This window comes from Mesorhizobium sp. WSM4815 (assembly GCF_055811575.1).
In genome coordinates, this window is the sequence record NZ_JBVVQS010000080.1 from 57,617 (window position 1) to 81,214 (window position 23,598).

At 63.8% G+C, this 23,598-nt stretch carries 22 protein-coding genes; 12 read left to right on the top strand and 10 right to left on the bottom strand.

The genetic code is table 11. The features are described from left to right. Positions 1–9 precede the first annotated feature (9 nt). The 4 genes from AC0L2B_RS06265 to AC0L2B_RS06280 are packed head-to-tail and all read right to left on the bottom strand — an operon-like array spanning position 10 to position 4,914. Positions 10–1,485 (bottom strand): aldehyde dehydrogenase, encoded by a 1,476-nt coding sequence (locus AC0L2B_RS06265; RefSeq protein WP_473744614.1) that lies wholly within the window; start codon positions 1,483–1,485, stop codon positions 10–12. Beyond that, on the bottom strand, positions 1,482–2,534 hold the full coding sequence (locus tag AC0L2B_RS06270; RefSeq protein ID WP_473744615.1) for an LLM class flavin-dependent oxidoreductase: 1,053 nt from the start codon (positions 2,532–2,534) through the stop codon (positions 1,482–1,484). The genes AC0L2B_RS06265 and AC0L2B_RS06270 overlap by 4 nt, the downstream gene beginning before the upstream one ends. 6 nt (positions 2,535–2,540) lie before the next feature. Beyond that, entirely contained in the window at positions 2,541–4,334 is a 1,794-nt protein-coding gene (locus AC0L2B_RS06275) for an alpha/beta fold hydrolase (protein WP_473744616.1), read from the bottom strand. Next, entirely contained in the window at positions 4,327–4,914 is a 588-nt protein-coding gene (locus AC0L2B_RS06280; protein WP_473744617.1) for an amino acid synthesis family protein, read from the bottom strand. The genes AC0L2B_RS06275 and AC0L2B_RS06280 overlap by 8 nt, the downstream gene beginning before the upstream one ends. A 146-nt stretch (positions 4,915–5,060) precedes the next feature. Between AC0L2B_RS06280 and AC0L2B_RS06285 the strand changes: the two genes are divergently transcribed. The 7 genes from AC0L2B_RS06285 to AC0L2B_RS06315 all read left to right on the top strand — a co-directional run bounded on the left by AC0L2B_RS06285 (position 5,061) and on the right by AC0L2B_RS06315 (position 12,122). Then, positions 5,061–5,732: a GntR family transcriptional regulator gene (locus AC0L2B_RS06285; RefSeq protein ID WP_473744618.1), complete on the top strand. Its 672-nt coding sequence runs from the start codon at positions 5,061–5,063 to the stop codon at positions 5,730–5,732. Next, positions 5,704–6,567, top strand: a complete 864-nt coding sequence (locus tag AC0L2B_RS06290) for a sulfocyanin-like copper-binding protein (protein WP_473744619.1) — start codon at positions 5,704–5,706, stop codon at positions 6,565–6,567. Before AC0L2B_RS06285 ends, AC0L2B_RS06290 begins: the two co-directional genes overlap by 29 nt. 249 nt (positions 6,568–6,816) lie before the next feature. Then, complete coding sequence (locus tag AC0L2B_RS06295; RefSeq protein ID WP_473744620.1) at positions 6,817–7,623, top strand: SDR family oxidoreductase; 807 nt, start codon at positions 6,817–6,819, stop codon at positions 7,621–7,623. Positions 7,624–7,634: 11 nt separating this feature from the next. Further along, a complete protein-coding gene (locus AC0L2B_RS06300) occupies positions 7,635–8,582 on the top strand; it encodes a 3-hydroxyacyl-CoA dehydrogenase (RefSeq protein ID WP_473744621.1) in 948 nt (315 codons plus the stop codon). Next, positions 8,579–9,541 (top strand): 3,5-dioxohexanoate:acetyl-CoA acetone transferase, encoded by a 963-nt coding sequence (kce, locus tag AC0L2B_RS06305; RefSeq protein ID WP_473744622.1) that lies wholly within the window; start codon positions 8,579–8,581, stop codon positions 9,539–9,541. Before AC0L2B_RS06300 ends, kce begins: the two co-directional genes overlap by 4 nt. A gap of 303 nt (positions 9,542–9,844) precedes the next feature. Beyond that, positions 9,845–11,056 (top strand): acyl-CoA dehydrogenase family protein, encoded by a 1,212-nt coding sequence (locus AC0L2B_RS06310; RefSeq protein WP_473744623.1) that lies wholly within the window; start codon positions 9,845–9,847, stop codon positions 11,054–11,056. A 31-nt stretch (positions 11,057–11,087) separates the two neighbouring features. After that, complete coding sequence (locus tag AC0L2B_RS06315; RefSeq protein WP_473744624.1) at positions 11,088–12,122, top strand: phosphotransferase family protein; 1,035 nt, start codon at positions 11,088–11,090, stop codon at positions 12,120–12,122. Positions 12,123–12,149: 27 nt separating this feature from the next. On the opposite strand, the gene AC0L2B_RS06320 is transcribed toward AC0L2B_RS06315, so the two are convergent. The 6 genes from AC0L2B_RS06320 to AC0L2B_RS06345 form a co-directional block, all read right to left on the bottom strand. Next, on the bottom strand, positions 12,150–12,647 hold the full coding sequence (locus AC0L2B_RS06320; RefSeq protein ID WP_473744625.1) for a sarcosine oxidase subunit gamma: 498 nt from the start codon (positions 12,645–12,647) through the stop codon (positions 12,150–12,152). After that, positions 12,640–15,594: a sarcosine oxidase subunit alpha family protein gene (locus AC0L2B_RS06325; RefSeq protein ID WP_473744626.1), complete on the bottom strand. Its 2,955-nt coding sequence runs from the start codon at positions 15,592–15,594 to the stop codon at positions 12,640–12,642. Before AC0L2B_RS06325 ends, AC0L2B_RS06320 begins: the two co-directional genes overlap by 8 nt. Continuing rightward, positions 15,591–15,872: a sarcosine oxidase subunit delta gene (locus AC0L2B_RS06330; RefSeq protein ID WP_473744627.1), complete on the bottom strand. Its 282-nt coding sequence runs from the start codon at positions 15,870–15,872 to the stop codon at positions 15,591–15,593. The genes AC0L2B_RS06325 and AC0L2B_RS06330 overlap by 4 nt, the downstream gene beginning before the upstream one ends. 13 nt (positions 15,873–15,885) lie before the next feature. Next, the gene (locus AC0L2B_RS06335; RefSeq protein ID WP_473744628.1) at positions 15,886–17,142 is read right to left on the bottom strand and encodes a sarcosine oxidase subunit beta family protein; all 1,257 of its coding nucleotides are present in this window, start codon (positions 17,140–17,142) and stop codon (positions 15,886–15,888) included. A 9-nt stretch (positions 17,143–17,151) separates the two neighbouring features. Next, entirely contained in the window at positions 17,152–18,300 is a 1,149-nt protein-coding gene (locus AC0L2B_RS06340; protein WP_473744629.1) for a M24 family metallopeptidase, read from the bottom strand. 76 nt (positions 18,301–18,376) lie between these two features. After that, positions 18,377–19,567: a M24 family metallopeptidase gene (locus tag AC0L2B_RS06345; protein WP_473744630.1), complete on the bottom strand. Its 1,191-nt coding sequence runs from the start codon at positions 19,565–19,567 to the stop codon at positions 18,377–18,379. Positions 19,568–19,783: 216 nt separating this feature from the next. On the opposite strand from AC0L2B_RS06345, the gene ehuB reads away from it, so the two are divergent. From ehuB to AC0L2B_RS06370, 5 genes are read left to right on the top strand one after another with little or no spacing between them, the layout of a single operon-like run. Continuing rightward, on the top strand, positions 19,784–20,653 hold the full coding sequence (gene ehuB, locus AC0L2B_RS06350; RefSeq protein WP_023800462.1) for an ectoine/hydroxyectoine ABC transporter substrate-binding protein EhuB: 870 nt from the start codon (positions 19,784–19,786) through the stop codon (positions 20,651–20,653). A 55-nt stretch (positions 20,654–20,708) separates the two neighbouring features. After that, positions 20,709–21,437: an ectoine/hydroxyectoine ABC transporter permease subunit EhuC gene (gene ehuC / locus AC0L2B_RS06355; RefSeq protein WP_473744631.1), complete on the top strand. Its 729-nt coding sequence runs from the start codon at positions 20,709–20,711 to the stop codon at positions 21,435–21,437. After that, complete coding sequence (ehuD, locus tag AC0L2B_RS06360; RefSeq protein WP_023800464.1) at positions 21,434–22,093, top strand: ectoine/hydroxyectoine ABC transporter permease subunit EhuD; 660 nt, start codon at positions 21,434–21,436, stop codon at positions 22,091–22,093. Before ehuC ends, ehuD begins: the two co-directional genes overlap by 4 nt. Then, positions 22,090–22,869, top strand: a complete 780-nt coding sequence (ehuA, locus tag AC0L2B_RS06365; RefSeq protein ID WP_027152502.1) for an ectoine/hydroxyectoine ABC transporter ATP-binding protein EhuA — start codon at positions 22,090–22,092, stop codon at positions 22,867–22,869. Before ehuD ends, ehuA begins: the two co-directional genes overlap by 4 nt. After that, positions 22,866–23,594 carry a GntR family transcriptional regulator gene (locus AC0L2B_RS06370; RefSeq protein WP_473744632.1) on the top strand — a complete coding sequence of 243 codons (729 nt, stop codon included), beginning with the start codon at positions 22,866–22,868 and terminating at the stop codon, positions 23,592–23,594. Before ehuA ends, AC0L2B_RS06370 begins: the two co-directional genes overlap by 4 nt. Positions 23,595–23,598 lie beyond the last annotated feature (4 nt).

A 23,598-nucleotide genomic window follows, 5' to 3' on the forward strand; every position in this document is an offset into this window, starting at 1 on the left:
GCGATTGCCTCATCGCATGACGAACGGGTCCGGGATCGGCTCGTCGGATATCCGTATCCAGACGGATTTCGGGCGCGTGTAGTCGCGGATGGCGTCGAGCCCGCCCTCGCGGCCGAACCCCGACTGACCATAGCCGCCGAACGGCACGAGCGGCGAAACGGCGCGGTATGTGTTGACCCAGACGATGCCGGCATGAATGTCGCGCGCCATGCGGTGCGCCTTGGCGAGATTGGTGGTGAACACGCCCGAAGCGAGGCCGAACGGCGTATCGTTGGCAAGCGCCAGGGCTTCGGCTTCCGTGTCGAAGGTGAGAACGCTGAGCACCGGACCGAACAATTCCTCGCGCACGCAGGGCAGCGCTGAATCCTCGGCATCGATGATGGTCGGTGCGTAGTAGAAGCCGTGCGGATGATTGTCGGGCCTTTTTCCGCCGGTGACCAACGTCCCGCCATTGGCGAGGCTCTCGGCAACGATCTTCTCGATCCATTCCCGCTGACGTGGCGTTGCCAGCGGTCCCATTTCGGTGGCTGGATCCTGCGGATCACCAATTTTGATGGCCTCGGCCTTGTGCTTCAGCCTGTCCAGGAACTCGGCCTTTATCGAACGCTCGACAAGCAGCCGGGAGCCGGCGACGCAGCTTTGTCCAGACGCTGCGAAAATCCCGGCCACCACCGCGTTGGCCGCGCTGTCCAAGTCGGCGTCGGCGAAAACGACAACCGGACTTTTCCCGCCCAGCTCCAGCGTCGTATAGGCGAGATTTTCCGCCGTGTTGCGGACGATAGCGCGAGCGGTCGAAGGTCCGCCGGTGAAGGCGACGCGTGAAACCAGCGGATGACTTGTCAGGCGCCGGCCGCAATCGTGTCCGAACCCGGTCAGTATGTTGACGCTTCCGGCGGGAAATCCGGCCTCATGAACGAGTTCGGCGAAGGCCAGCAGCGGCGCTGGACCATCCTCCGAGGCTTTCAGGACGACCGTGCAGCCGGCGGCCAGCGCCGGGCCGAGCTTGACGGCCGAAAGGAAGAGCTGCGAATTCCACGGCACGACGGCAGCGACGACGCCGATCGGCTCGCGTCGGATGGTGACGTCCATATCGGCCTTGTCGATCGGCACATGCGAGCCTTCATGCTTGTCGGCAAGCCCGCCATAGTAGCGATAATAGTCGCCGACATAGGCGATCTGGGCGCGGGTCTCGCGGATGATCTTGCCGGTGTCGCGCGTTTCCAGTTCGGCCAGGCGGCCGGCATTGGCGACGACCAGGTCGCCGAGGCGCACCAGCAGCTTGCCGCGCGCCGTCGCCGTCAGCGAGGCCCACGCGACCGAGTGCAGCGTCCGGTGCGCCGCCTCGACGGCGCGGTCGACATCGGCCGCGGTTGCGGCGGGCATCGTCGCCCAGGGCGCTCCGGTTGATGGATCGGTGCTTTCGAAGGTGGCTGTCGGCGTATCGAACGCCCCATCTATGAAGTTGCTGAAGGCCACAAGGGTCATTGCGGCCTCCCATGCCCGAAGGCCGGCATCACCTTGTCGACGAACAGCTGCAGCGACTTCTTCTTGCGTTCGTGCGGCAGACCGCTGTCGATCCAGATCGAGTACTGGTCATAGCCGAGCGCCTCATATGCCTTAAGCCGGGTGATCACCTCTTTGGCTTCGCCGATGACCAGGTTCTGTCGGATTTTGTCCGGCGCATATTGCGGCATGGCTGCGATCTCGTCGTCGGAGAGCGCTTCCAATATGCCTTGGCGAACCGGCTTCTTGTTCTGGAACCACGCGCCGAACTGGCAGTAGAACAGCGACAGGTCCCTCGTCAGTTGCTCCGCATCGGCGGCGTCTTCGGCAACGAATGTGTGCATCAGCAGCATGATCTCGGGGCGGGCCATGTCGGGATGCGCCGCGCACGCCGCGTTGAAGCGCTCCATCAGGCTGGTTACTTCGTCGTCGCCGGAGGCGAGCGGCGTCACCTGGACGTTGCAGCCGTTGGAGACGGCGAAGTCGTGCGAGTTCGGATCGCGCGCCGCCACCCAGATCGGCGGGTGCGGCTTTTGCACCGGCTTGGGCGACGAGGTGGTCGAGGGAAACGACCAGAATTCGCCGGACATCTCGAAATCGCCTTCCCAGAGGCCCTTGATGGCCGGGATGATCTCGCGCATGCGCTGGCCCGCGCCCCAGGCGTCGAGCCCAGGGAACAGGCGTTGGTACTCGTAGCTGTAGGCGCCGCGGGCGATGCCGATGTCGAGCCGGCCGCCGGTGACGATATCGGTCATGGCTGCCTCGCCGGCGAGCTTGATCGGATGCCAGAACGGCGCGATGACGGTTCCTGTGCCGAGCCGGATGCGCTTCGTCCTGGCGCCGAGATAGGCGATGTTGATGAACGGGTTTGGCGAGATGGTGAACTCCATGCCGTGGTGTTCGCCGATCCAGGCCGTCTCGAAGCCTGCCGCCTCGGCCATCACGACCAGTTCCTCAAGCTCATCGATGAGGTCGGCATGCGGCTTTGCCGGGTCCGAGCGTTCCATATGGACGAAGAGCGAGAACTTCATGTCTGTTCACCCCGAAGTGTTGATTGCTACCGGCTTGGCGAGCGGACGGACTTCACCTTCGAGCTCGTTGCCGACATAGACTCCAAACGCATCCTCCCGACATTCGCGAACATAGCGGGCGAGCATCGAGCGCACGGCAGCGTCGGCGATGTTCAGCCCGGCAATCCTGTCGATGTCGACGAGCCGGACCTGGCGATCGCTGGAGTGGGGCGCGTCTACCGTGCCGCGGTAGTAGACATGCGTTCGCGACGGGCTTGCGGCGTCGTCCCAGACCGCAAACAGGAATCCGAGATGAGCCTCGATGGCTTTCGCAGCGAGGCGTCCCCTAAGGCTTCGCGTGTCGCCGGGCGCCCCGAGCCCTCGGCCCGCCGGCAGTTCGAAAAAGCCGTCGGCGGTTTCGAGGAACAGCACGCGGCCTTCGTCTTCGAGGATGGCGCCGACCTCCATGTCGGGCGGCGCGGCCGCCAGTGCTTCCTGGCTGAGGCCGGGCGAGACGTAGGCGCCACGGCAATAGCCGAGGGGCTGCGATGAATTGTGGGAGAATTCGCGAACGCGGCCGATGAGGATCGAATGGTCGCCGGCGTCGACCAATTGCTCCATGTCACAGTCGAACGTCGCCACCGATCCAGCGAGCAGCGGGCTGCCGGTCGGGCCGAAGCGCCACTCGACAGCCGAGAACTTGTCCTGCGATTTCGAAGCGAAGACGCCGGACGCGGCTCGCTGTTCCTCCGAGAGCACGTTGACGGCAAAGCATTTCGAGGTCGAAAACACCGGATGACCCAGCGCTTTCTTGGCGATGCAGACCAGCACAAGCGGCGGATCGAGCGAAACGGATGTAAACGAATTGGCGGTGAAGCCTCGAGGCTCTCCTTCCGGCCCGATCGCGGTGACGATTGTAACGCCGGTCAGGAAGGAACCGAGCGCCCGCCTGAATTCGCCCGCGTCGAAGGCTGTGTCCATTGCCGGTCGCGCCGATGTGCTTGCGCCGTCGTTGCTCTCGAGAAAATCGACAATGCGCCGTGTGACCACGTCAGGCGAGGCTACGGCCATCATATGTCGTTCGCCCTCCAGAACGACGCAGCGACCGCGCGGCGCGAGGCGTGCCATCGCCGCCGACATCGCAGGCGAGGAATTCCTGTCCTGCGAGCCGGTCATGAACAGGGCCGGCATTGCGAGACCGGAAAGACGATCGCCATGCGCCGCATCGGCATGGGCGAAAAGTCGATAGGTGCGCGCATAGCCCTCGGAGTTGACGCTTTGCAGTGCCACGCGCGTCATCCTTGCCGCCTCGGCCAGGCTGTCGGGGACCGGATTGCCGAACCAGCGCGCGATCGTTGCGTCCGTCCCCGACGGGTTTTCCGCGCCATTCAGTTCGGCGGCGCGCTCGCGCACTGCCTGCGCAAGCTCCGCCGGGCGGCGAAAAACCGCATTGAGCGAGACGAGGCTACGAACCCGTTCGGGTGCATTGAGAGCGATTTCCTGCCCGACCAGCGCCCCCATTGAATGGCCAACGATCGAGACGGCATCCAGGCCAAGGTGATCGAGAAGCCGAATTGCCTGTCCGGCATAATCGGCAAGGCTGGCGTCCTCGGGCGGCAACGGCGACTGGCCGTGTCCCAGGATGTCGATTGCGATCACATCCCATCTGTTTTTCATCAGCCCGATCTGGGGTGCCCAGATCGCCGCGTTCATGCCGACACCGTGGATGAGAAGGACCGGCGCGCCGGATCCGGCACGGATGAAACCGGTGCCGTCAGGCGCCGTTCCGCGATGCCAGCCACGGTCCGTCAGCTCAGCCATGCAGGTCGCCGACCTCCTTGAGATCCTGGTAGCGGTCGCCGATGCGATGATGCGGTCGTCCGCCGATCGAGGCGCCAAGCGCCACCACCAACTCGTCCGGCGCCGGCGCGTCGCCGATCTGGAAGTGTACCGTCAGGTAGTGCGAACGTCGGCCTTCATCGTTCTTGTCCATGAGCGGGATCATGATCGGCGTGTTCGGCCCGCCGCGCAGGTTGGTGAAGGCAAGATAGGTCTTGGCGCCGACGGCACGCCGATAGTGGTTGCCGAAATGCAGCGTGTGGATGAGCGCCGAGGCATGCTCGATCTCGCCTGATGTGCCGCAGATTGCGGCCTTGCCGTAGCCTTCGATCGCTTCGCCGGATCCGGCAACTGCGAGGATTTCATGGGTCAGCATCTCCCCCAGAACCGGCGCATAGGCGCGGATCTCGGGCGAAAGGTCGTCGGTGAAACCGCGCCCGGCCCAGGGGTTGTCGAGCACCGCCGCCACGCCGATCAGGCGCAGCGGCCGGGGGGCCGCCTTGCCGCCTTCGATTAGCGTGTTCTCGACATGGGTGACGATCTTTCGAATGGCCGGCTTCATCGAATCCTCGGTGTCGGGTCGGCTGAGGCATCCGGAAAAGTTCCGCTTTTGCCTAGATGTCTTATGGTATACCATACTATTGAAGACCAAATCCCTTGTCAACGGATCGTCGAATCTGTTTCTTGCGGATGCTGGGAGTATATGAATTGGCCGACGACACACTGAGGATCGAACGATCCGCCAAGACGCTGAGAACGCTGGCGCTGGAGCGCATGCGCGACGCGATCATGGGGTTTCACTTCCAGCCTGGCGAACGGTTGGTCGAGCGGCCGCTTTGCGACCAACTCGGCGTCAGTCGCTCGGTGGTGCGCGAGGTCCTGCGGCAGTTGGAGACCGAGGGCCTCGTCCAGATGATACCTGGCCATGGACCCGCGGTGGCCAGGCCGGATCTCAGCCGCACCGACGAGATTTATGAACTGCGCGCTCTGATGGAGGGCATCGCGGCGCGCGCCTGCGCGCTGACGGCGACTGAGGGCCAGATCGCCGCGCTGGAGCGCGCGTTCGATGTGCTGCTCAAGGCGTGGGCATCAGCCAATCCGATCGAGGTGATGCGGGCGACCACAAAATTCTACGAGGTGCTTTTCGATGCCGCCGACAAGCGCATCGCCTGGGAGATCGTCCAGGGTCTGAACGTCCGCATCAACCAGCTGCGTTCCATGACCATCGCTTCGGAGAATCGCCGCGATGCCGCAATTGCCGAAATGACCAACATTATGAACGCGATCAAGTCGCGCAACGGCGATGCCGCCGAAGCCGCGGCCCGGCGGCATGTGGAGCAGGCCTGGCGAATTGCGCAACAGAGTCTTCGCGATAGCTGAAGCAGAAATTTCACATTACGGAATCGTCCGTCGCCCTCGCACTGACGCACTGCAGGCAATTCCAACGCGCATCCAACCCGATGATGCGACGGTGTTGTTTCTGGCTGCTGACGAGAGCGCACTCTGGGTTTGCTGGTGTGGATGCTATTTCGAGCGTATTCTCTTCCTTTGGGAAACAAGCCAGGTCGACCTCGATTGGCGGTCGCTTGCGCTCGGCCGCCCCGCTCGGGAGGAGCCTCTGATTGCGATGGCGCGCTTTGCTCACCTTGCCCTTCTTGCCGTCGCCTTGGGATTATTACCTGGAATTGCACTGGCTGGGGAGCCTTTCGTCCCGAGCTGGATCAAGAATGATCCCGCAGCCAAGACAGTGGCCATAGAGATTGTTGCCGATTGGAACCAAGTCGAACGGTACCGCAGGGACAACATCCGGACCGACATTATCGACTTCAACGGTTACTGGGGCGGCAATCTCACCATCGTCGTGCCAGCGGAATGGTCGGTAAAGATCGAGTTCATCAATGGCTCTTCGTCTTTCCGGCACAGCCTGATGCTGACCAGGGTCTACGCTCAGTCAGAGATGCCGGTGAAGTTGACGGCCGAGGATGCGATCTGGGGGGTGTACACCGATCCGCCAGAGGGAATTAAAATCAATGAGAGGAGGCAACTCAACTTTGTTGCGCAGCAGGCCGGGAGCTATTTCCTCGCCTGCGGGAGGCAAACGCATCTAATGGACGGACATTGGATCGGTTTCGAGGTGAGAGACAGCATCGAGCAGGCGTTGGCAATCATAGACGAAAACAAATTTCCGCAGGAGCAGCCCCCAGGACGGCCTTAGGGGCTACGCGAGCAAGCCAGCGCCATGGCTTGGTCGTGGAGATCAATGCAGACCTAGGGCGGCTTACCGGAAATTCGAAAGTCTGGCGTGCCCGAGCAGCTGCCTTTGCTCGCCAAGCCACCAGCGGGGCAATGCTTTCGTCACTATTTCAGCTGCCCTATGCCACAAGGGCAATTCTGTACGGCTTGGTCGTTCTGGGCGCCGTCATGGCGCTGCGCGAACGGCGGCTGCAATGAGAAGGGATACACGATGAGCAAAGGGGCGCCGACATCGGCGGATGATTTTCTGACCGGGCTGAACGGGCAGCGCGTGCTGGTGACGGCAGGCGCCGGCGGCATCGGCCTGGCCATTGCAGAAACGCTGTCGCGGCTCGGCGCGCGCATCGTCGTTTGCGACGTCTCCGACGAGGCGCTAGCTGCCGCTCCGGACAAGATCGCCCTGGTCGCCGCGATCAAGGCCGATGTCTCGCGCGACGACGACGTCGACCTTCTGTTCGAGACGGTGAAGGAAAAGCTCGGCGGCCTCGACGCGCTGATCAACAATGCCGGCATCGCCGGGCCGACCGGCGGCGTCGACGAAATCGATCCGGCGGAGTGGCGGCGCTGCATCGACGTCTGCCTGACCGGCCAGTTCCTCTGCGCCAGGCGTGCCGTGCCGCTGATCAAGGCGGCGGGCGGCGGCTCGATCGTCTCGATGTCGTCCGCGGCCGGCCGCCATGGCTACGCTTTCCGCACCCCCTATTCGGCGGCCAAGTTCGGCGTCATCGGTTTCACGCAAAGCCTTGCCAAGGAACTCGGGCCGCACGGCATAAGGGTCAACGCCATCCTGCCCGGCATCATCGAGGGACCACGCATCGACAAGGTTATCGCCGACCGGGCCAGACAGCTCGGTGTGTCGAACGAGGAGATGACGCAGCGCTATCTCCACAACATCTCGCTGCGCCGCATGACCAGCCCCTATGACGTCGCCGCGATGGTCGCTTTCCTGTTGTCCGATGCGGCGATCAACATCTCCGGCCAGTCGCTCGGCGTCGACGGTAATGTCGAAACCCTTTGAGGAGCCCGACCATGATGAAAGTAGCGATTGTCGGCAGCGGGTTCATCGGGCGGGCCTGGGCGATCAGTTTTGCCCGCGCCGGCCACGATGTGCGGATGTGGGACCAGTCGCCGGCCGCGACCGAAGGTGCGCCCGATTACATCGCCGGCGTGCTCGGCGACCTCGCTGCGAACGATCTGCTGCGGGGACAGGCAATCGACGTCGTGCTTGGTCGCATTACCGTCGTTGCGGAGCTCGAAGAAGCGCTGGCCGATGCGGTCCATATCCAGGAGAACACGCCGGAAAACCTCGACGTGAAGCGCGAGGTGTTCTCGCAGATCGATGCAATGGCCGGTCCGCAAGCGGTGATCGCCAGTTCCACCTCGGCGTTGCTGCCGTCGAAATTCACCGACGATCTGCAAGGGCGGCACCGCTGCCTGGTCGTGCATCCGATCAATCCGCCCTACCTCATCCCGGCCGCGGAAGTCGTGCCGGCGCCATGGACGTCTTCCGAAACGGTCGAAAGGACCCGCGCCTTCCTCGTCGATGCGGGCCACGCGCCGCTGGTGATGAAGCACGAGCTCGACGGCTTCATCATGAACCGCCTGCAGGGCGCGCTGCTGGAGGAGGCTTTTCGACTTGTCGCCGACGGCTATGCCAGCGTCGAGGATGTCGATATCGGCATTCGCGACGGGCTGGCGCTGCGCTGGTCGTTCATGGGTCCGTTCGAAACGATCGACCTTAATGCGCCGGGCGGTGTACGCGACTATATCGAGCGCTATCAATCGATCTATGCCAACATTTTTCCGCAGATGCTGCGCCGCGTCGACTGGGCCGGCGAAGTCATCGAGACGGTGGAGGCCGACCGCCGCAAGCGGCTGCCGCGGGAAGAACTCGGCGAACGGCAGGTTTGGCGCGACCGCCGGCTGATGGCGCTGGCCGCGCACAAGAAAAAATCGGATCAGGAGTTTGGAAGATGACGGAAACAAGCCGCAAGCCCGGTGCTACGCAGACCAGGGGCAAAATTATCATCACCTGTGCGGTGACCGGGGCGATCCATACACCGACCATGTCGCCCTATCTGCCGATCACGCCGGACCAGATCGCGTCCGAGGCGATCGCGGCGGCGGAGGCAGGTGCGGCGATCCTGCACCTGCATGCCCGCGACTCCGAGACCGGCAAGCCCGACCAGACGCCGGCGGCCTTCGCCCGCTTCCTGCCGCGCATCAAGCAGGCCACCAATGCCGCCATCAACATCACCACCGGCGGCAGTCCCTACATGAAGGTCGAGGAACGCGTGCGCCCGGCCGCCGAGTTCAAGCCAGAGGTCGCCTCGCTCAACATGGGCTCGATCAATTTCGGGCTCTATCACCTCGTCGACAAATACGAGACTTTCAAGTTCGACTGGGAAAAGCCGCATCTGGAAGCGACGCGTGACCTGGTCTTCCGCAACTCGTTCAAGGACATCGAATATATCCTTGCGACCTGCTACGACAACGGCACGCGCTTCGAGTTCGAGTGCTACGACATCGCCCATCTCTACAATCTCTCGCACTTCGCCGATCGCGGGCTGGTCAAGCCGCCGTTCTTCGTGCAGTCGGTGTTCGGTCTGCTTGGAGGCATCGGCACCCATCCCGAAGATGTCGCCCATATGAAGCGCACCGCCGACCGGCTGTTCGGCGACCAGTTCCGCTGGTCGGTGCTCGGTGCCGGCGCCAGCCAGTTGCGCATCGCCGCGCAGTCGGCAGCCCTTGGCGGCAACATCCGCGTCGGGCTCGAAGACAGTCTGTGGGCCGGCAAGGGCAAGCTTGCCAAATCGAACACCGAGCAGGTGGTGCTTGCCCGCAAGATCATCGAGGGGCTCGGCATGGAAGTGGCGACGCCCGACGAGGCGCGCGAGATCCTGTCACTGAAGGGCGGCGACGAGGTCGCGTTCTGAGGCGGCTCGCCTATCGCCGCACGGTGCCAACAGAGGAGGACGGCATGAAGATCGAAGTCGTGGTGGTCGTTACCGCGCCTCCCCGGCGATGGCGTCCTGCGCGGCAGCCTGTTCGCCCATAACCGGCCTTGGCATCAAGGGCGTGGCGGAACCACGCTTCGCCGGATGACGGCGGCTGCAAAAGAGGATAGAGGCGAATAAGGAAAACGAGCGCGCGCTCGATTTCAGATATGGACCCGATGCTTTTCGGCGATCTCGTCCATCGATGGTGGCCCATCTCGTTTCATCGCTGGGAGTTTGTCCATGAATTTCGACATTCCCGCCCGCACCGAAGATTACCGCGTCCGCATTGCCGACTTCGTCGAGCGTGAGATCCTGCCGCTCGAGGCCGACAAGACCTCCTATGACGCACATGGAAATATCGCCTTGCCGCTGCTGGAGACGCTTCGCGCCAAGGCGCGGATGGCCGGCCTGTGGTGCCTGCAGCTCGAGCCCGAATCCGGCGGAGCCGGTCTCGGCAAGATGGATATTGCGGTTTGCTACGAGGAGATGAACCGGTCGATCTTCGGACCCGTGGTGTTCAATTCGGCAGCGCCCGATGATGGCAACATGATGGTGCTCGAGGCGCTCGGCACGCCGGCGCAGAAGGAAAAATGGCTGAAGCCGATCGTCGAGGGCCAGGTGCGCTCGGCTTTTGCCATGACCGAACCGCATCCCGGCGGCGGCTCGGACCCTTCGATGATCATGACGCGTGCGGAGCGGCGCGGCGACAAATATGTGGTGACCGGCCGCAAATGGTTCATCACCGGCGCGGAGGAGGCCAGCCATTTCATCCTGATCGCGCGAACCTCGGACGACCCGCGCCACGGTCTGTCGGCCCTGATGTTCCACAAGGACCAGCCGGGCTGGCATATCATTCGCCGCATCGAGATCATGGGCCCGGAGGAGCATGGCGGGCATTGCGAGTTGCAATTCGAGGGGCTCGAAATCCCTGTCGAAGACATGCTGGTTGGCGAGGGCAGGGGCATGAAGGTGACGCAGGTGCGGCTCGGCCCGGCGCGGCTTACCCACTGCATGCGCTGGCTTGGATTGTCCAAGCGCTGCGTCGAGATCGCGCGCGCCTACGCTGCCGAGCGCCATGGTTTCGGCCAGCGCCTCGCCGACCGCGAAAGCGTCCAGCTGAAGCTCGGCGATCTTGCCATGCGCATCGAGATCGGCCGCCTGCTGGTGATGAAGGCTGCGTGGGAACTGGACCGCGGCGGCTTTGCCCGCAAGGATGTGTCGATGGCCAAGGTCCAGGTCGCCAATGTGCTGCATGACGCGGCCGATGTGGCGATCCAGATCAACGGCGCGCGAGGCTATTCCAAGGACACGGTGCTCGAATGGATCTACCGCTATGCGCGCCAGGCGCGGCTGGTCGACGGCGCCGATGAGGTCCACAAGATGGTGCTGAACCGTTTCCTCAACGAAGAGGAGAGGGGTTTTTGGCGCTGGACCGTCGAAGGCGAGGCATAGCGGACGCGGGGTGGCATCTCAGGAGGAAAAGATGCCGTTGAGTGCGGATTTCGATCCTGCGGCGTTGATGGGCTTTCTCGCCAACCGCTTCGGCGATGCCGCAATGACGCTGGAGCGGATCGGCGGCGGACAGTCCAACCCGACCTACTTCGTCGACTATGGTGCGCATCGCATGGTGCTGCGCAAGAAGCCGGCCGGGCCGATCCTGCGCGGGGCGCATGCCGTCGACCGCGAGTTCCGCGTGCTTGAAGCGCTCGCAGCGACCAACGTGCCGGTGCCGCGGCCGGTGCTCTTTCACGCCAGCGCCGAGCCGCTCGGCACGTCGTTCTACCTGATGGAGCGGCTGGATGGTCGCGTCTTCCACGACTGTTCGCTGCCTGGCCTCGTCCCCGCGGAGCGACGCGCCATCTATTTCGGCATGGCCGAAGCGATGGCCAAGCTGCATGCTGTCCGTCCCGACGCGGTCGGTCTCGGCGATTACGGCCGGCCCGGCGACTATTTCGAGCGCCAGATTGGCCGCTGGACCCGGCAGCTCAGGGAATCGCCGAGTGACAGAATTCCGGCACTCGAAGCGGTCGCCGACTGGTTGCCGCAGCATCTGCCCACGGATGATGGACGCGTCTCGATCGCCCATGGCGACTTCCGCCTCGGAAATCTGCTGTTCCATCCCGGCAAGCCGGAGGTGATCGGCATTCTCGATTGGGAGCTGTCGACGGTCGGCCATCCGCTCGCCGATCTCGGCTTTTGCTCGATGACCTGGCATTCGACCCCGGACGAATATGGCGGCATCCTCGGCCTCGATCATCCTGCCCTCGGCATCCCCAGCCAGCGCGAATTCCTCGACCATTATTTCACGCATGCCGTGCCCACTGCGCCCCTGCAACGCTTCCACCTGGTTTTTTCACTGTTCCGTTTCGCTGTGATCTTCGTCGGCATCGCCGACCGGGCGCGGGCAGGCAGCGCGGCGTCGGCCGATGCCGCCAGCAAGTCGCCGCTCGCCGGCCGCTTTGCCGCACGTGCTCAAGAGATCATCCAAGGAGCGAGACCGTGGAGTGGCTCCTCCTGAGGGGAGCGTTCGCGCCTGGTCCTTTCCCTACCCCGCAGCGTCAGCAATCCAGTCCGAGAGGCTTTGCGAAAAACTTCGCGGCACGATGAGTTCGCACGCGGTCTCGCCGCTGCGCAGGAACAGCACGGGCACATGGTGCAAGGATGTCAGCACGGCGCGGCCCGGGGCGGCCGCCGGCGCGCACCAGTCGACGGCGATGCATTTGGAGAGGACCCGCGCGACGCCGGCCCCGGCCATTCTGAAACGCACGCGACCCTCGTCGAGAGAAACCGAACAGCCGAGATCCGGATCGACGGCAAGCGAAGGTGCTTGCGCGCCGTTGTCGAGAGCCAGCCAGAGACGGCGAGGTGCGACGCGGATGACGAGGAGACCCTTGTGGCGAACCGTCTCTCCGACCGAGGCGGGAAGTTTCGTGCCGAGCGACGCAGAGAGGCTCGATTCGAATTGCCCCAGCGTGCCGTCCCAGCCCTCGATCTGGATGAGTGGGCAATCGACCACGGACAGGCTGAAATCCGGGCTAGCCATGCAGTCGTTCCCCCTGCGGATCGAGGAATACCGGCGAGACGACGCGGGCACGGACCGTTTCGGCCTTCATCGGATAGACGGCCACGACCTCGCTTCCTTCGCTGCCGACATCGCCGGCAAGCAAGGCCAGCCCGACATAGTGGCCGCGTTCAGGGCTGAAGGTGACGGAGGTCACGCGGCCGCGCCCGTGGCCGTAAGGTTTCTCGCCCGGCAGGAACAGGATGGCGCCACCGCGAAGGCGTTTCCCCTCTTCGATGCATTCCAGTCCGACCAGGCGCTGGCGGTCGGGCGCCTGGAAGGCGGGGCGCCGTCGCAGCACGTCGCCGACGAAGCCGGTACGCTTGCCCGCCATGCGGCCGAGGCCAAGATCGTCGAGCGTCGTGCGCCCATCGATTTCAGGTCCGGCGACATGGCCCTTTTCGACGCGCAGCGCGCCGAGCGCCTCGACGCCGTAAGGTTTCAAGTCGAGCGGCCTGCCTGCTTCGAGCAGGCGGCTCCAAAGCTGTTCACCGGCAGTTGCGCCGACATAGATTTCGTAGGCGCGCTCGCCGGAATAACTGAGACGCAGGATGCGGAGCGCACGGCCCTGCCATTCGCTTTCGAGCAATCCCATATGCGCAAGTGCCGCGTCGGAAACATCGAGAGCGGGAAATGCCGCAGCAAGAATTGCACGGCTTTTCGGTCCGGCAACCGATATCGCCGCCCATTCATCGCTCACCGAGGTCACGGCTACGCGCAAATCCGGCCAGGCCATATCGAGCAGAAATTCAAGACGCGACAGCACGTCGGCGGCCTTGGCGGTCGAGGTGGTCATGAAAAACCGGCTCTCGGCCAGCCGCGTCGTGGTGCCGTCGTCGAAGACGATGCCGTCGTCGCGCAGCATGACGCCGTAGCGCGCACGGCCAACCGGCAGTTTGGCAAAGCCGTTGGCGTAGATGCGATCGAGGAAAATCGCGGCATCCGGGCCCTGGATGTCGATCTTGCCGAGAGTGGAGATGTCCATCAGGCCAGCGGCCTGGCGCACACTCCGCATTTCGGCGACATACGCTTCGTTCACGTCGAGCCCGGATTGCCTGTAGAAATAGGGCCGCATCCAGAGCCCGACCTCCAGCATCTCGGCGCCGTTCGCCATGTGCCAGTCGTGCATCGGCGTGCGGCGGATCGGCTTGAAATGATGGCCGATGGCGCGTCCGGCAAGCGCACCGATGGCGACCGGCATATAGGGCGGTCGAAAGGTCGTGGCGCCGGTCTCGGGGATCGTTGCATTGCGTAAGGCCGCCATCGAGGCAAGCGCTGAAAAATTGCCGGTCTTGCCCTGGTCGGTGCCCATGCCGAGCGTGGTGTAGCGCTTCAGGTGCTCGACCGATTCATAGCCCTCGCGATAGGCGAGTTCGATATCCCCGGTCGTCACGTCCATCTGGAAATCGACGAAGGCCTTTCCACGGCCGAGAGAAGGGATTTCGCGAAACGGGGCCGTGGCGGTCTCGCTGAGATCGAGTTTCGACGGAGCGGCCACCGGCGCCGACTTGCCGCAGAACGATGCCGCCTCGGTGCCGGCGCGATGACCGTTCTCGATGACATCGGCGGTCGAAAAAATTCCCATCATCGAGCCGGCGCCGAACCGGTCCTCCGGAAACGCCCCCGGCACGAAGCCGCCAATATCGCTGCGATATCCAGGTTTGACGCCCAGGTGCGAGGTGAGATGCACGGTCGGCGACCAGCCGCCGGACACGCAGACCAGGTCGCAGGCGGCCTCGGACTGGCCGTCCGGTCCGTTGAGCGTTGCACGCCTGACGGCATGGCCGCCGTTAAGGTCGACGATGCGCGTTGCGGCCCGCACCACCACGCCGAGCCGTGCGGCTTCTGCGGCAAGTGCGGCGGGCGGCGCTGCACGCAGATCGGCAACCGTCACCTCTGCGCCGCCTGCGGCATAGTCGAAGGCGGTGCGCCAAGCGCCGTCATTGCTGGTGGCGACGACTATTTTCTTGCCGGGCAGGGCGGCGAAACGGTTGAGGTAGGTCCGGGCGGCCGAGGCAAGCATCACGCCGGGCCGGTCGTTGTTGGAGAATATCATTGGCCGCTCAATGGCGCCGGTGGCGAAAACGATCGAGCGGGCGCGAAGCATCGTGAATGTCTGCAGCACTTCGCCGGCCAGCTGCGGATTGCTTGGGTCGCGTTGCCCGATCAGTCCGATGACATTGCCGTCATAGATGCCGAAAGCGGTTGTCCGCTTCATCAGAGTGACGGGTTCGGAGCTCTCCAGTTCGGCCTCGGCCTGTCTCAACCATGCGTCCGCTGCGCTGTCGGACGGCTCCGTCAGAAGCTGGCCGCCGAGCAGGAAATCCTGTTCGATCAGCGCCACCCGCGCGCCGGCCGCTGCGGCAGCACGCGCCGCCGACAATCCTGCAGGGCCGCCGCCGATGATGGCGACATCGGCAAAGGCATGACTGATGTCGTAGCGGTCTGAGTCGGGATCGGTGCCGGCTCTGCCAAGCCCGGCCGCCTTGCGAATGAAGTGCTCGTAGAACATCCAGGCGCGGCGCGTCGGGCCCATGAAGGTCTTGTAGTAGAAGCCGGCCGACAGGAACGGCGCCAACAGGCCGTTGACGCTTTGCACGTCAAAGGCAAGCGAAGGCCAGCGGTTCTGGCTCTCAGCGACTAGGCCGTCTTGGAGTTCCAGCGTCGTCGCCGGCAGGTTCGGCTGGCGCCTGCCTGCGGTTGCAAGCGTGACCAGTGCATTCGGCTCCTCGGCCCCGGCGGAAAAAATGCCGCGCGGACGATGATATTTGAAGCTGCGCCCGACCAGCGTGACGCCGTTGGCGAGCAGCGCGGAGGCAAGCGTATCGCCGCGATATCCGATCAGGCTCCGGCCGTCGAAGGTAAACTCGACCGGCCGCTCGCGGTCGATACGGCCGCCCATCGACAACCGCTTGTGGTTCGAACTCATGCCGGTGGTTTCCTGGCCGACAATTGCCTGGCGAGATCGACGGATGCGATGGCGTGGCTGCGCGTGTCGCGTTCGACCACCAGCCATTGGCGGCAGCCGGTCACGTGCTGCCAGAACTCGCGGTGCAGGCCAGCCGGATTTGTCCTGACATAGACGTAACGGTACCAGGCCTCGGGATCGGGATCGTCGTGCGCCGGACGCGTGACGGAAGCGTCGCCGCCGTAGCGGAACTCGTCATGGTCGCGCAGACCGCAGCAGGGGCATTCGATGCGCAGCATTGTCTTGCGCCTCCTATTGCAGCCAGGCTGAGGGGCCGGCGCCAGCCTCGTCGAGCGTGTGGCCGGTGCGGAAACGATCGAGCCCGTAGGCTGCGATCAAGGGGTGCGGCTTGCCGGTGGCGATCGTGTGGGCGAAGCACCAGCCGGAAGCCGGCGTCGCCTTGAAGCCGCCATAGCACCAGCCGCCGTTGAGATAGAGCCCCTCGATCGGCGTCGGGCAGATGATCGGGCTGGCATCGGGCGTCATGTCCATGACGCCGCCCCAATGGCGCAGCAGTCGGATGGGCGAAATGCACGGCATCAGAGCGATCGCCGCCTCCGCCACTTCGCGCACGACGCCCAGATTGCCGCGCTGGGCGTAGGAATTGTAGCCGTCGAGATTGCCGCCGAAGACCAGCCCGCCCTTGTCCGACTGGCTGACGTAGAAATGATCGGCGCCATAGGCGACAACATGGTCCACCAACGGCTTCAGCGGTTCGGTGACAAAGGCCTGCAAGACGTGGCTTTCGATCGGCAGTTCCAGGCCGGCCTTGGCGCCGAGCACGGATGTATGACCGGCAACAGCGAGGCCGACCTTGCCGGCGCCGATCCGGCCTTTCGTCGTTTCGACGCCGACGATCCTGTCGCCGTCGCGGAGGAAGCCTGTCACCTCGCAGTTCTGGATAATGTCGACGCCATGGCCGTCGGCGGCGCGCGCATAGCCCCAGGCGACCGCGTCGTGGCGCGCCGTGCCCGCCCGGCCCTGGAAGATGGCGCCATGGATCGGAAAGCGGGCGGTGTCGGAAAAATCGAGATAGGACACGAGACGGCGCACCTCGTCGCGGTCGAGGATGTCGGCATCGATGCCGTTCAGCCGCATGATGTTGGCGCGGTGGCTGAAGCCGTCGAGCTGGTCGGCGGAATGCGCGGTGACGAGCTGGCCACGCTGCGAGAACATGACGTTGAAATTCAGCGCCCGCGACATGTTCTCCCAGAGTTTCATCGAGAATTCGTAGAACTGGGTGTTGCCGTCGAGCAGGTAGTTGGAGCGGATGACGGTGGTGTTGCGGCCGACATTGCCGCCGCCGACATAGCCCTTTTCGAGCACCGCGACGTTGCGGATGCCGTGGTTCTCGGCGAGGTAGAAGGCGGTAGCGAGGCCGTGTCCACCGCCGCCGATGACGATCACGTCGTAGGACGGTTTTGGCTCCGCTGCCCGCCAGGCGCGCTGCCAGTTCTTCTGGCCAGACAGCGCGTTGCGGAAAATCGAAAATGCCGAGTAGCGCGCCATCCCTGCGGCCTATCGAACGATCGGGCCGGCCGGCGTGCGGGTAAGCACTTCGGCGCCCGCATCGGTCAGAAGCACGGTGTTGGAGACGAAGTCATCGCCGCGACCGGTGCCCATCAGCCACGACAGGATGTGGAAGCTCATCCCGGTCTCGATTTCGAGATCGGAATCGTGCCTCAAGCCGGTCACCGAATTGCCGCCAGTCCATGATGGCGGCTGTCCGGCGCCGACAAGGTAGCCGCAGTGATGGCGGCGATAATGGGAAAGACCGGCCTCGTCGGCGACGGTCTGCCAGGCGGCGTAGACGTCGCGCGCCCTGGCGCCGGGCCTGAGTGCCTCGACGACGGCATCGAACGCCCTGGCGGTCACCTCCGCCATCCCTGCGTCTTCGTCGCTGATATGGCCGATGCGAACGAGCCGGCCGAGCGGCGCGTGATAACGCGAGATGCAGCCGGACAGTTCGACGAAGACCGGCTCGCCCTTGCGGTAGATCCCGTCGCCCCAGGTCGTATGCTCTTCGCCCAGGCGCGCGGCCGGGCGGATGAACGGGCCGAAGCCCGGAGCATGACCGCCGGCGCGAATCATCGCCGCAACGCACTGGGCCGCGACCTCCTGTTCGGAGGCACCGTCCGAGATCGCGGCGATCGCGGCGCCGGCGGCGGCGTCGGTCACTTGTGCCGCCAGACGCATCAGTGCCTGTTCCTCGGCGCTCTTCACTCGCCGCATCCTGTCGACCAGCCCGGAAACATCGCTCCATCTGGCATCGGCCTGCGTCTGGAGTGCGACGGCAAGCCCATGGCTGAGGCCGGCCGTCCAGTATTCGAGGCCGATCCGCTTGCCGGACAGGCTGAGCTCCGCAAGCACCCGCGCGGCAAGGTCGGCCGCCGTTTCGCTGTCGGAATGGCCGCGGAATTCCGCTGCCGTCACCTGTTTCTCGATTGTCACCCTTTCCATCGAGCGGGTGACCAGGACAGGTTTCCCTTCGAGCGGGACGATCAGCAGGTGAGGGGCAAAATATCCCCAGTGATCGAGCCCGGTGAGGTAGAAGACGTTCTCCGGCGAAGCAAAGACCGTCGCGTCGAGCTCGCGCTCGGCCAGCGCCGTGCGGACCCTGACAAGGCGGCCGGCGATTTCGGCTTCGGAAAACGGATTACGGTCCATCAGGCGTCCTCGTGCTGGTTACCGGTTTCGTTGCCGGCATGATCTTTCGTCAGTGACCGGCTTCCAGTCCCCATGCTCAGTCGATGACGATGAGTTCGCGCGCCACGTCGCAGAGGCGTTCGCCGCCGCGATCCGTGACGACGAAGGATTCCGAGATGGCGATGCCGAAATCGTCGAGCCAAACGCCGGCCATGAAATGGAAGCACATCCCGGACTGCATCTTGGTGGTGTCGCCGGGACGAAGACTTGCGGTGCGTTCGCCCCAATCGGGCGGGTAGGCGAGCCCGACCGGATAGCCGACGCGGCTCTCCTTCTTCAGCCCGTTCTTCCTCAACACTGCCTGCCAGGCGGCTTCCACCTCTTCGGCGGTGTAGCCGGGGCGGGCCTTCTCAAGGCCGGCGTCGACGCCCTCGACGATCGCCTTGGCCATGTCGACGAGGACTTGCGGCGGCTTGCCGAAATGCACGGTCCGCGTCAGCGCCGCATGATAGCGCCGCCGCACCCCGGCGATCTCCAGAATGGCGAGGCCGCTGTCCGGCAGCGGCGCGTCGGACCAGGTCAGATGCGGCGTGCTGGTGCCTTCGCCGACGGGCATCAGCGGACGGATCGCGGCATAGTCGCCGCCCGCTCCGGGCACGCCCATGATCTGTGCGTGATAGATTTCCGCAATGACATGGTTCTGCGGTACGCCGAGCCGCATTTTTTCGATGCCGCGTTTCATGGCGTGCGTGCAGATCGCACCGGCCTCGCGGATCAGCGCCAGCTCGGCTTCGGATTTGACCAGCCGCGCCCAGTTGACGAGATCGTGGTTGTTGGCGAAGTGCGCGTCAGGCAGCCCGCTGACGAGATGGGCATGGCAGCGCGCGGTGTAATAATGCGCGTCCATCTCGACGCCGATGCGGGCGTTTCCCCAGCCACGCGACCGGATCAGCTGGGCGAGTTCGTCATAGGGGTGTTCGACGGGCTGCTGCACCAGCCGTTCCGAGAACGGCACGATGTTCTTCTCCGGCAGGCCGGTGGTCAGGCGTGCGCTCCTGGCGTCCTGCGCCCTGCCGAACCAGATCGGCCGGTCTTCCCTGAGATGGACGAGCACGCATTGCGGAACATAGAACGACCATCCGTCATAGCCGGTCAGCCAGCACATATTAGCTGGGTCCTGACAGATGATGAGGTCGAAGCCGGCCTTCTCCATGCGTGACTTCACGCCGGCCAGGCGCTGCGCATACTCCGCTTGCGTGAAAGTCCCGAAACCGCTCGCGCTCGCCACCGAAATCCCACCTGCCAGTACGCTGGTTTTTTCTTAAATTGTGCACAACTGGCAATAATGTGTGGTCTGATTACGAATTATTACCAGATTTCTGTAGTTTTTATATCTTAGCTTGCACAATGTCTAGGGCAGTTGTATACGTCTTGACAGGCAGGTGTCGACCTCGAAGAAGGCCGCGCCCGGGAATATCAGTCAGTTGTTCAATGGGAGAAAAGCATGTTCAAATCATCGATATCGCGCCGGATGGTCGTGAAAGCCGCCGCCTGCCTCGCGCTTGCCGCGACATCATTCACGGCGCTGCCCGCTTATGCGGAAACCACCCTCGAACAGGCCAAGAAGGACGGCTATATCCGCGTCGGCTTTGCCAACGAGGCGCCGTTCGGTTACGCCACGCCTGACGGCAAGCTGACCGGCGAAGCGCCGGAAGTTGCCAAGGCGGTACTCGCCAAGATGGGTATCGCGCAGGTTGACGGCGTGCTGACCGAGTTCGGCTCGCTTATCCCAGGTCTCAAGGCCGGCCGTTTCGATATCATCGCCGCCGGCATGTTCATCAATCCGAAGCGCTGCGCCGAGATCAATTTCTCCGAGCCGTCCTACGGCATCGGTCAGGCCATGCTGGTGGCAAAAGGCAATCCGAAGGGCGTGAAGGACTTTTCCAGCATCAAGGAAAACCCGGATCTCAAGCTCGCCGTGATGGCCGGCGCCGTCGAGGGCGGCTATGCCAAGGACGCTGGTGTCGCCGCCGGGCAGATCGTTGCCTTGCCCGACCAGTCCAGTCTGGTCGCCGCCGTCCAGTCGGGCCGTGCCGACGCTGCCGCGCTAACCGCTCTTTCGATCGCAGACATGGCCAAGAAGGCCGACGGCGTCGAATCGACCAAGCCGTTCGGCGAGGTTGCCGGCAAGTCGGTGAAAGGCCATGGCGGCTTCGGCTTCCGCAAGGAAGATACCGACCTGCAGGAGGCGTTCAACGCCGAGCTGAAGACGTTCCTCGGTTCGCCGGAGCACATCGCGCTGGTCGAGCCGCTCGGCTTCGGCAAGGACTACCTGCCCAACAAGACCACCGCGGAGCTTTGCGCGGGCAAATAGGTTCCCAACTGCTGGCGGCGCGAAAGCGCCGCCCCTTTTTCCTGGGGGAATCCGCATGGGAATCCGTACGCTCGTTGCCATGCTGGTCGTCGCGCTTGTCGTGATCGGTGCCTTGGCAACGCAGGACTCTTACAAAGTGTTTATGCCGGGGCTGCTGCAAGGCGCGGTCCTGACGATCGAGATCGCTATCCTCGGCAGCCTGCTGGCAATCGTCATGGGCGTGCTGGCGGCGCTGGCAAGGATGTATGGCCCGGCGCCGCTCAAATGGCTGGCCACGGTCTATGTCGAGATCTTCCGCGGCACCTCGGCGCTGGTGCAATTGTTTTGGCTGTTTTTCGTGCTGCCGCAGTTCGGTGTCACGCTCAACGCATTTCTGGTTGCTGTCCTGGCGCTCGGCCTGAACGTTGGTGCTTACGGATCGGAAGTCGTGCGCGGCGCGATCCAGTCCGTCGCCCGCGGGCAGTGGGAGGCGTCTACCGCATTGAACATGAGCCGCCCCCAGATGCTGCGCCGGATCATCCTGCCGCAGGCTTTCGTCGCCATGATCCCGCCTTGGGGCAATCTGTTCATCGAGCTTTTGAAATCGACAGCGCTGGTCTCGCTGATCACGCTCTCGGACCTCGCCTTCAAGGCGCAGCAAATGAACCAGAACACGTTCAAGACCATTCCGATCTTCACCCTCGTCCTGCTGATGTACCTGGCAATGTCGCTGGTCGTGACCATCGGCATGCGGCTTCTCGAAAGGCGGGCTTCGCTCGGATTGGCGCGGGGGAAGGCAGCATGATCTGGGACTGGGCATTTGCTTTTGAAATCCTGCCGGTGCTCGCCAGCGCTGCCATCGTTTCCATCGAGGCGACGCTGATCGGGTTTGCGCTTGCCGCCTCGCTTGGCCTGGTGCTGGCGGTCGTCCGCATCGCCGTGCCGTGGACCGGCTGGACGATTTCGGTGCTGGTCGAACTGATCCGGTCGACCCCGTTGCTGATCCAGATATTCTTTCTCTATTTCGTCTTTCCGAAATTCGGTGTCGTGCTCGACGCCTTCACCGCCGGGGTGCTTGCCATCGGTATCCACTACGCTGCCTATTGTTCTGAGGTCTATCGCGCCGGTTTCGACAACATCCATCGCGGCCAGTGGGAAGCCTCGGTCGCCCTCAATCTGTCAGCCTGGACGACGTTCCGCGACATCATCATTCCGCAGGCGATCCCGCCGATCGTTCCGGCGCTCGGCAACTATCTGGTTGCCTTGTTCAAGGAGACGCCATTGCTTTCCGCAATCGCCGTGCTGGAGCTGATGCAGACCGCCAAGATCATCGGCTCCGAAACCTTCCGCTACACTGAGCCGATGACGCTGGTCGGCCTGTTCTTCCTTGCCATGAGCCTGGTTTCTGCCGCGCTCATTCGCTCCCTCGAAGGCTTGCTCAACCGGAGGACCATGCGATGACGGAACAACCGATGGTCCGCTTCGACAATGTTTCGAAACGCTACGGCGCGCTGACCGTTCTCGACGGGCTCAATCTGGACATAGCACGCGGCGAGAAGGTTTCCATCATCGGGCCGTCCGGCTCCGGCAAGACCACGGTGCTGCGCATGCTGATGACGCTGGAGACGATCAATGACGGCGTCATCTGGGTCGAAGGCGAGCCGCTCACCCACATGGAGAGGAACGGCAAGCTTGTTCCCGCCGATCTCGCGCACATCCGCAAGATCCGCGCCAAGATCGGCATGGTGTTCCAGTCGTTCAACCTGTTCCCGCACATGACGGCGATGCAGAACTGCATCGAGGCGCCGATAACCGTGCTCGGCATGAAGCGGGCCGATGCCGAGGCGCGTGCGGCCGAATTGCTCGACATGGTCGGCCTGTCGGAGAAGAAGGACCACTATCCCTCGCAGCTTTCCGGCGGCCAGCAGCAGCGTGTCGCCATCGCCCGCGCTTGCGCCATGCGGCCCAAGATCATGCTGTTCGACGAGGTGACCTCGGCACTCGACCCCGAACTCGTCGGCGAAGTGCTTGAAGTCATCCGAAAACTCGGCAGGGAACATGACCTCACCATGCTGATGGTCACCCACCAGATGGGATTTGCCAAGGAATTCTCCGATCGCGTCTGCTTTTTCCATGCCGGCAAGATCTGCGAACAGGGGCCGCCAAACGAGTTGTTCGGCGCCCCCAAGAACGAGCGGACGCGGCAGTTCCTGCACGCTGTCCTGGAGGCTGGATGACGCTTGAGACGGATGCCGCCCTGGCCGCGACCGCCGCACCGCCGCGCCCGCTCTCGGCGCGGGAGCGGTTCGAGCGTATCTACCGGATATTGCGCGACCGCATCTGCCTGCTCGACTATGCGCCCGGCAGCCATCTCTCCGAGGAAGAGCTTGCCCAGGAATTCCAGATCAGCCGCACGCCGGTTCGCCGTGTCCTGGCGCGCCTCGAATCCGAGGGTCTGGTTCAATCCGTCCATGGCGTCGGCACGATCGTCACCGATGTCGACATCGAGGAATTGCAGCAGGTCTATCACTTGCGCCTGGAACTGGCGCTCCTCGTCGGCAAGCTTTCGCCGATCCCGCGCACGGCGGACGACCTCGACCGGATAAGGGCACTCATCGCGCGCTGCGATTCCGATGTGCTCAATCCCGACCAGCGCGCTTTCCTGCGCCTCAACATGGATTTTTTCTACGAGCTCACCGCGATGACCGGCAACCAGCCGCTGCGCGAGATCAGCGAGCGCCTGTATTTTCAGGTCGCGCGCGTCGTCCTGAAGATGATGCCGCAGTTGGGCCTGGTCGAGGAGTTCACTGCGTTCCGCCGCGAAATGGAAGAGGTGCTTGCCGCCGCCGAGATCGGCGACTGGGAGTCGATCGGGCACATCAGGCGAGCCCATATCTCGATGAGCTTTCGCCGCATGATGCGTCATGCAGCCGAGGTCAACCTATCCGGCGGAACTCTGTAATTCA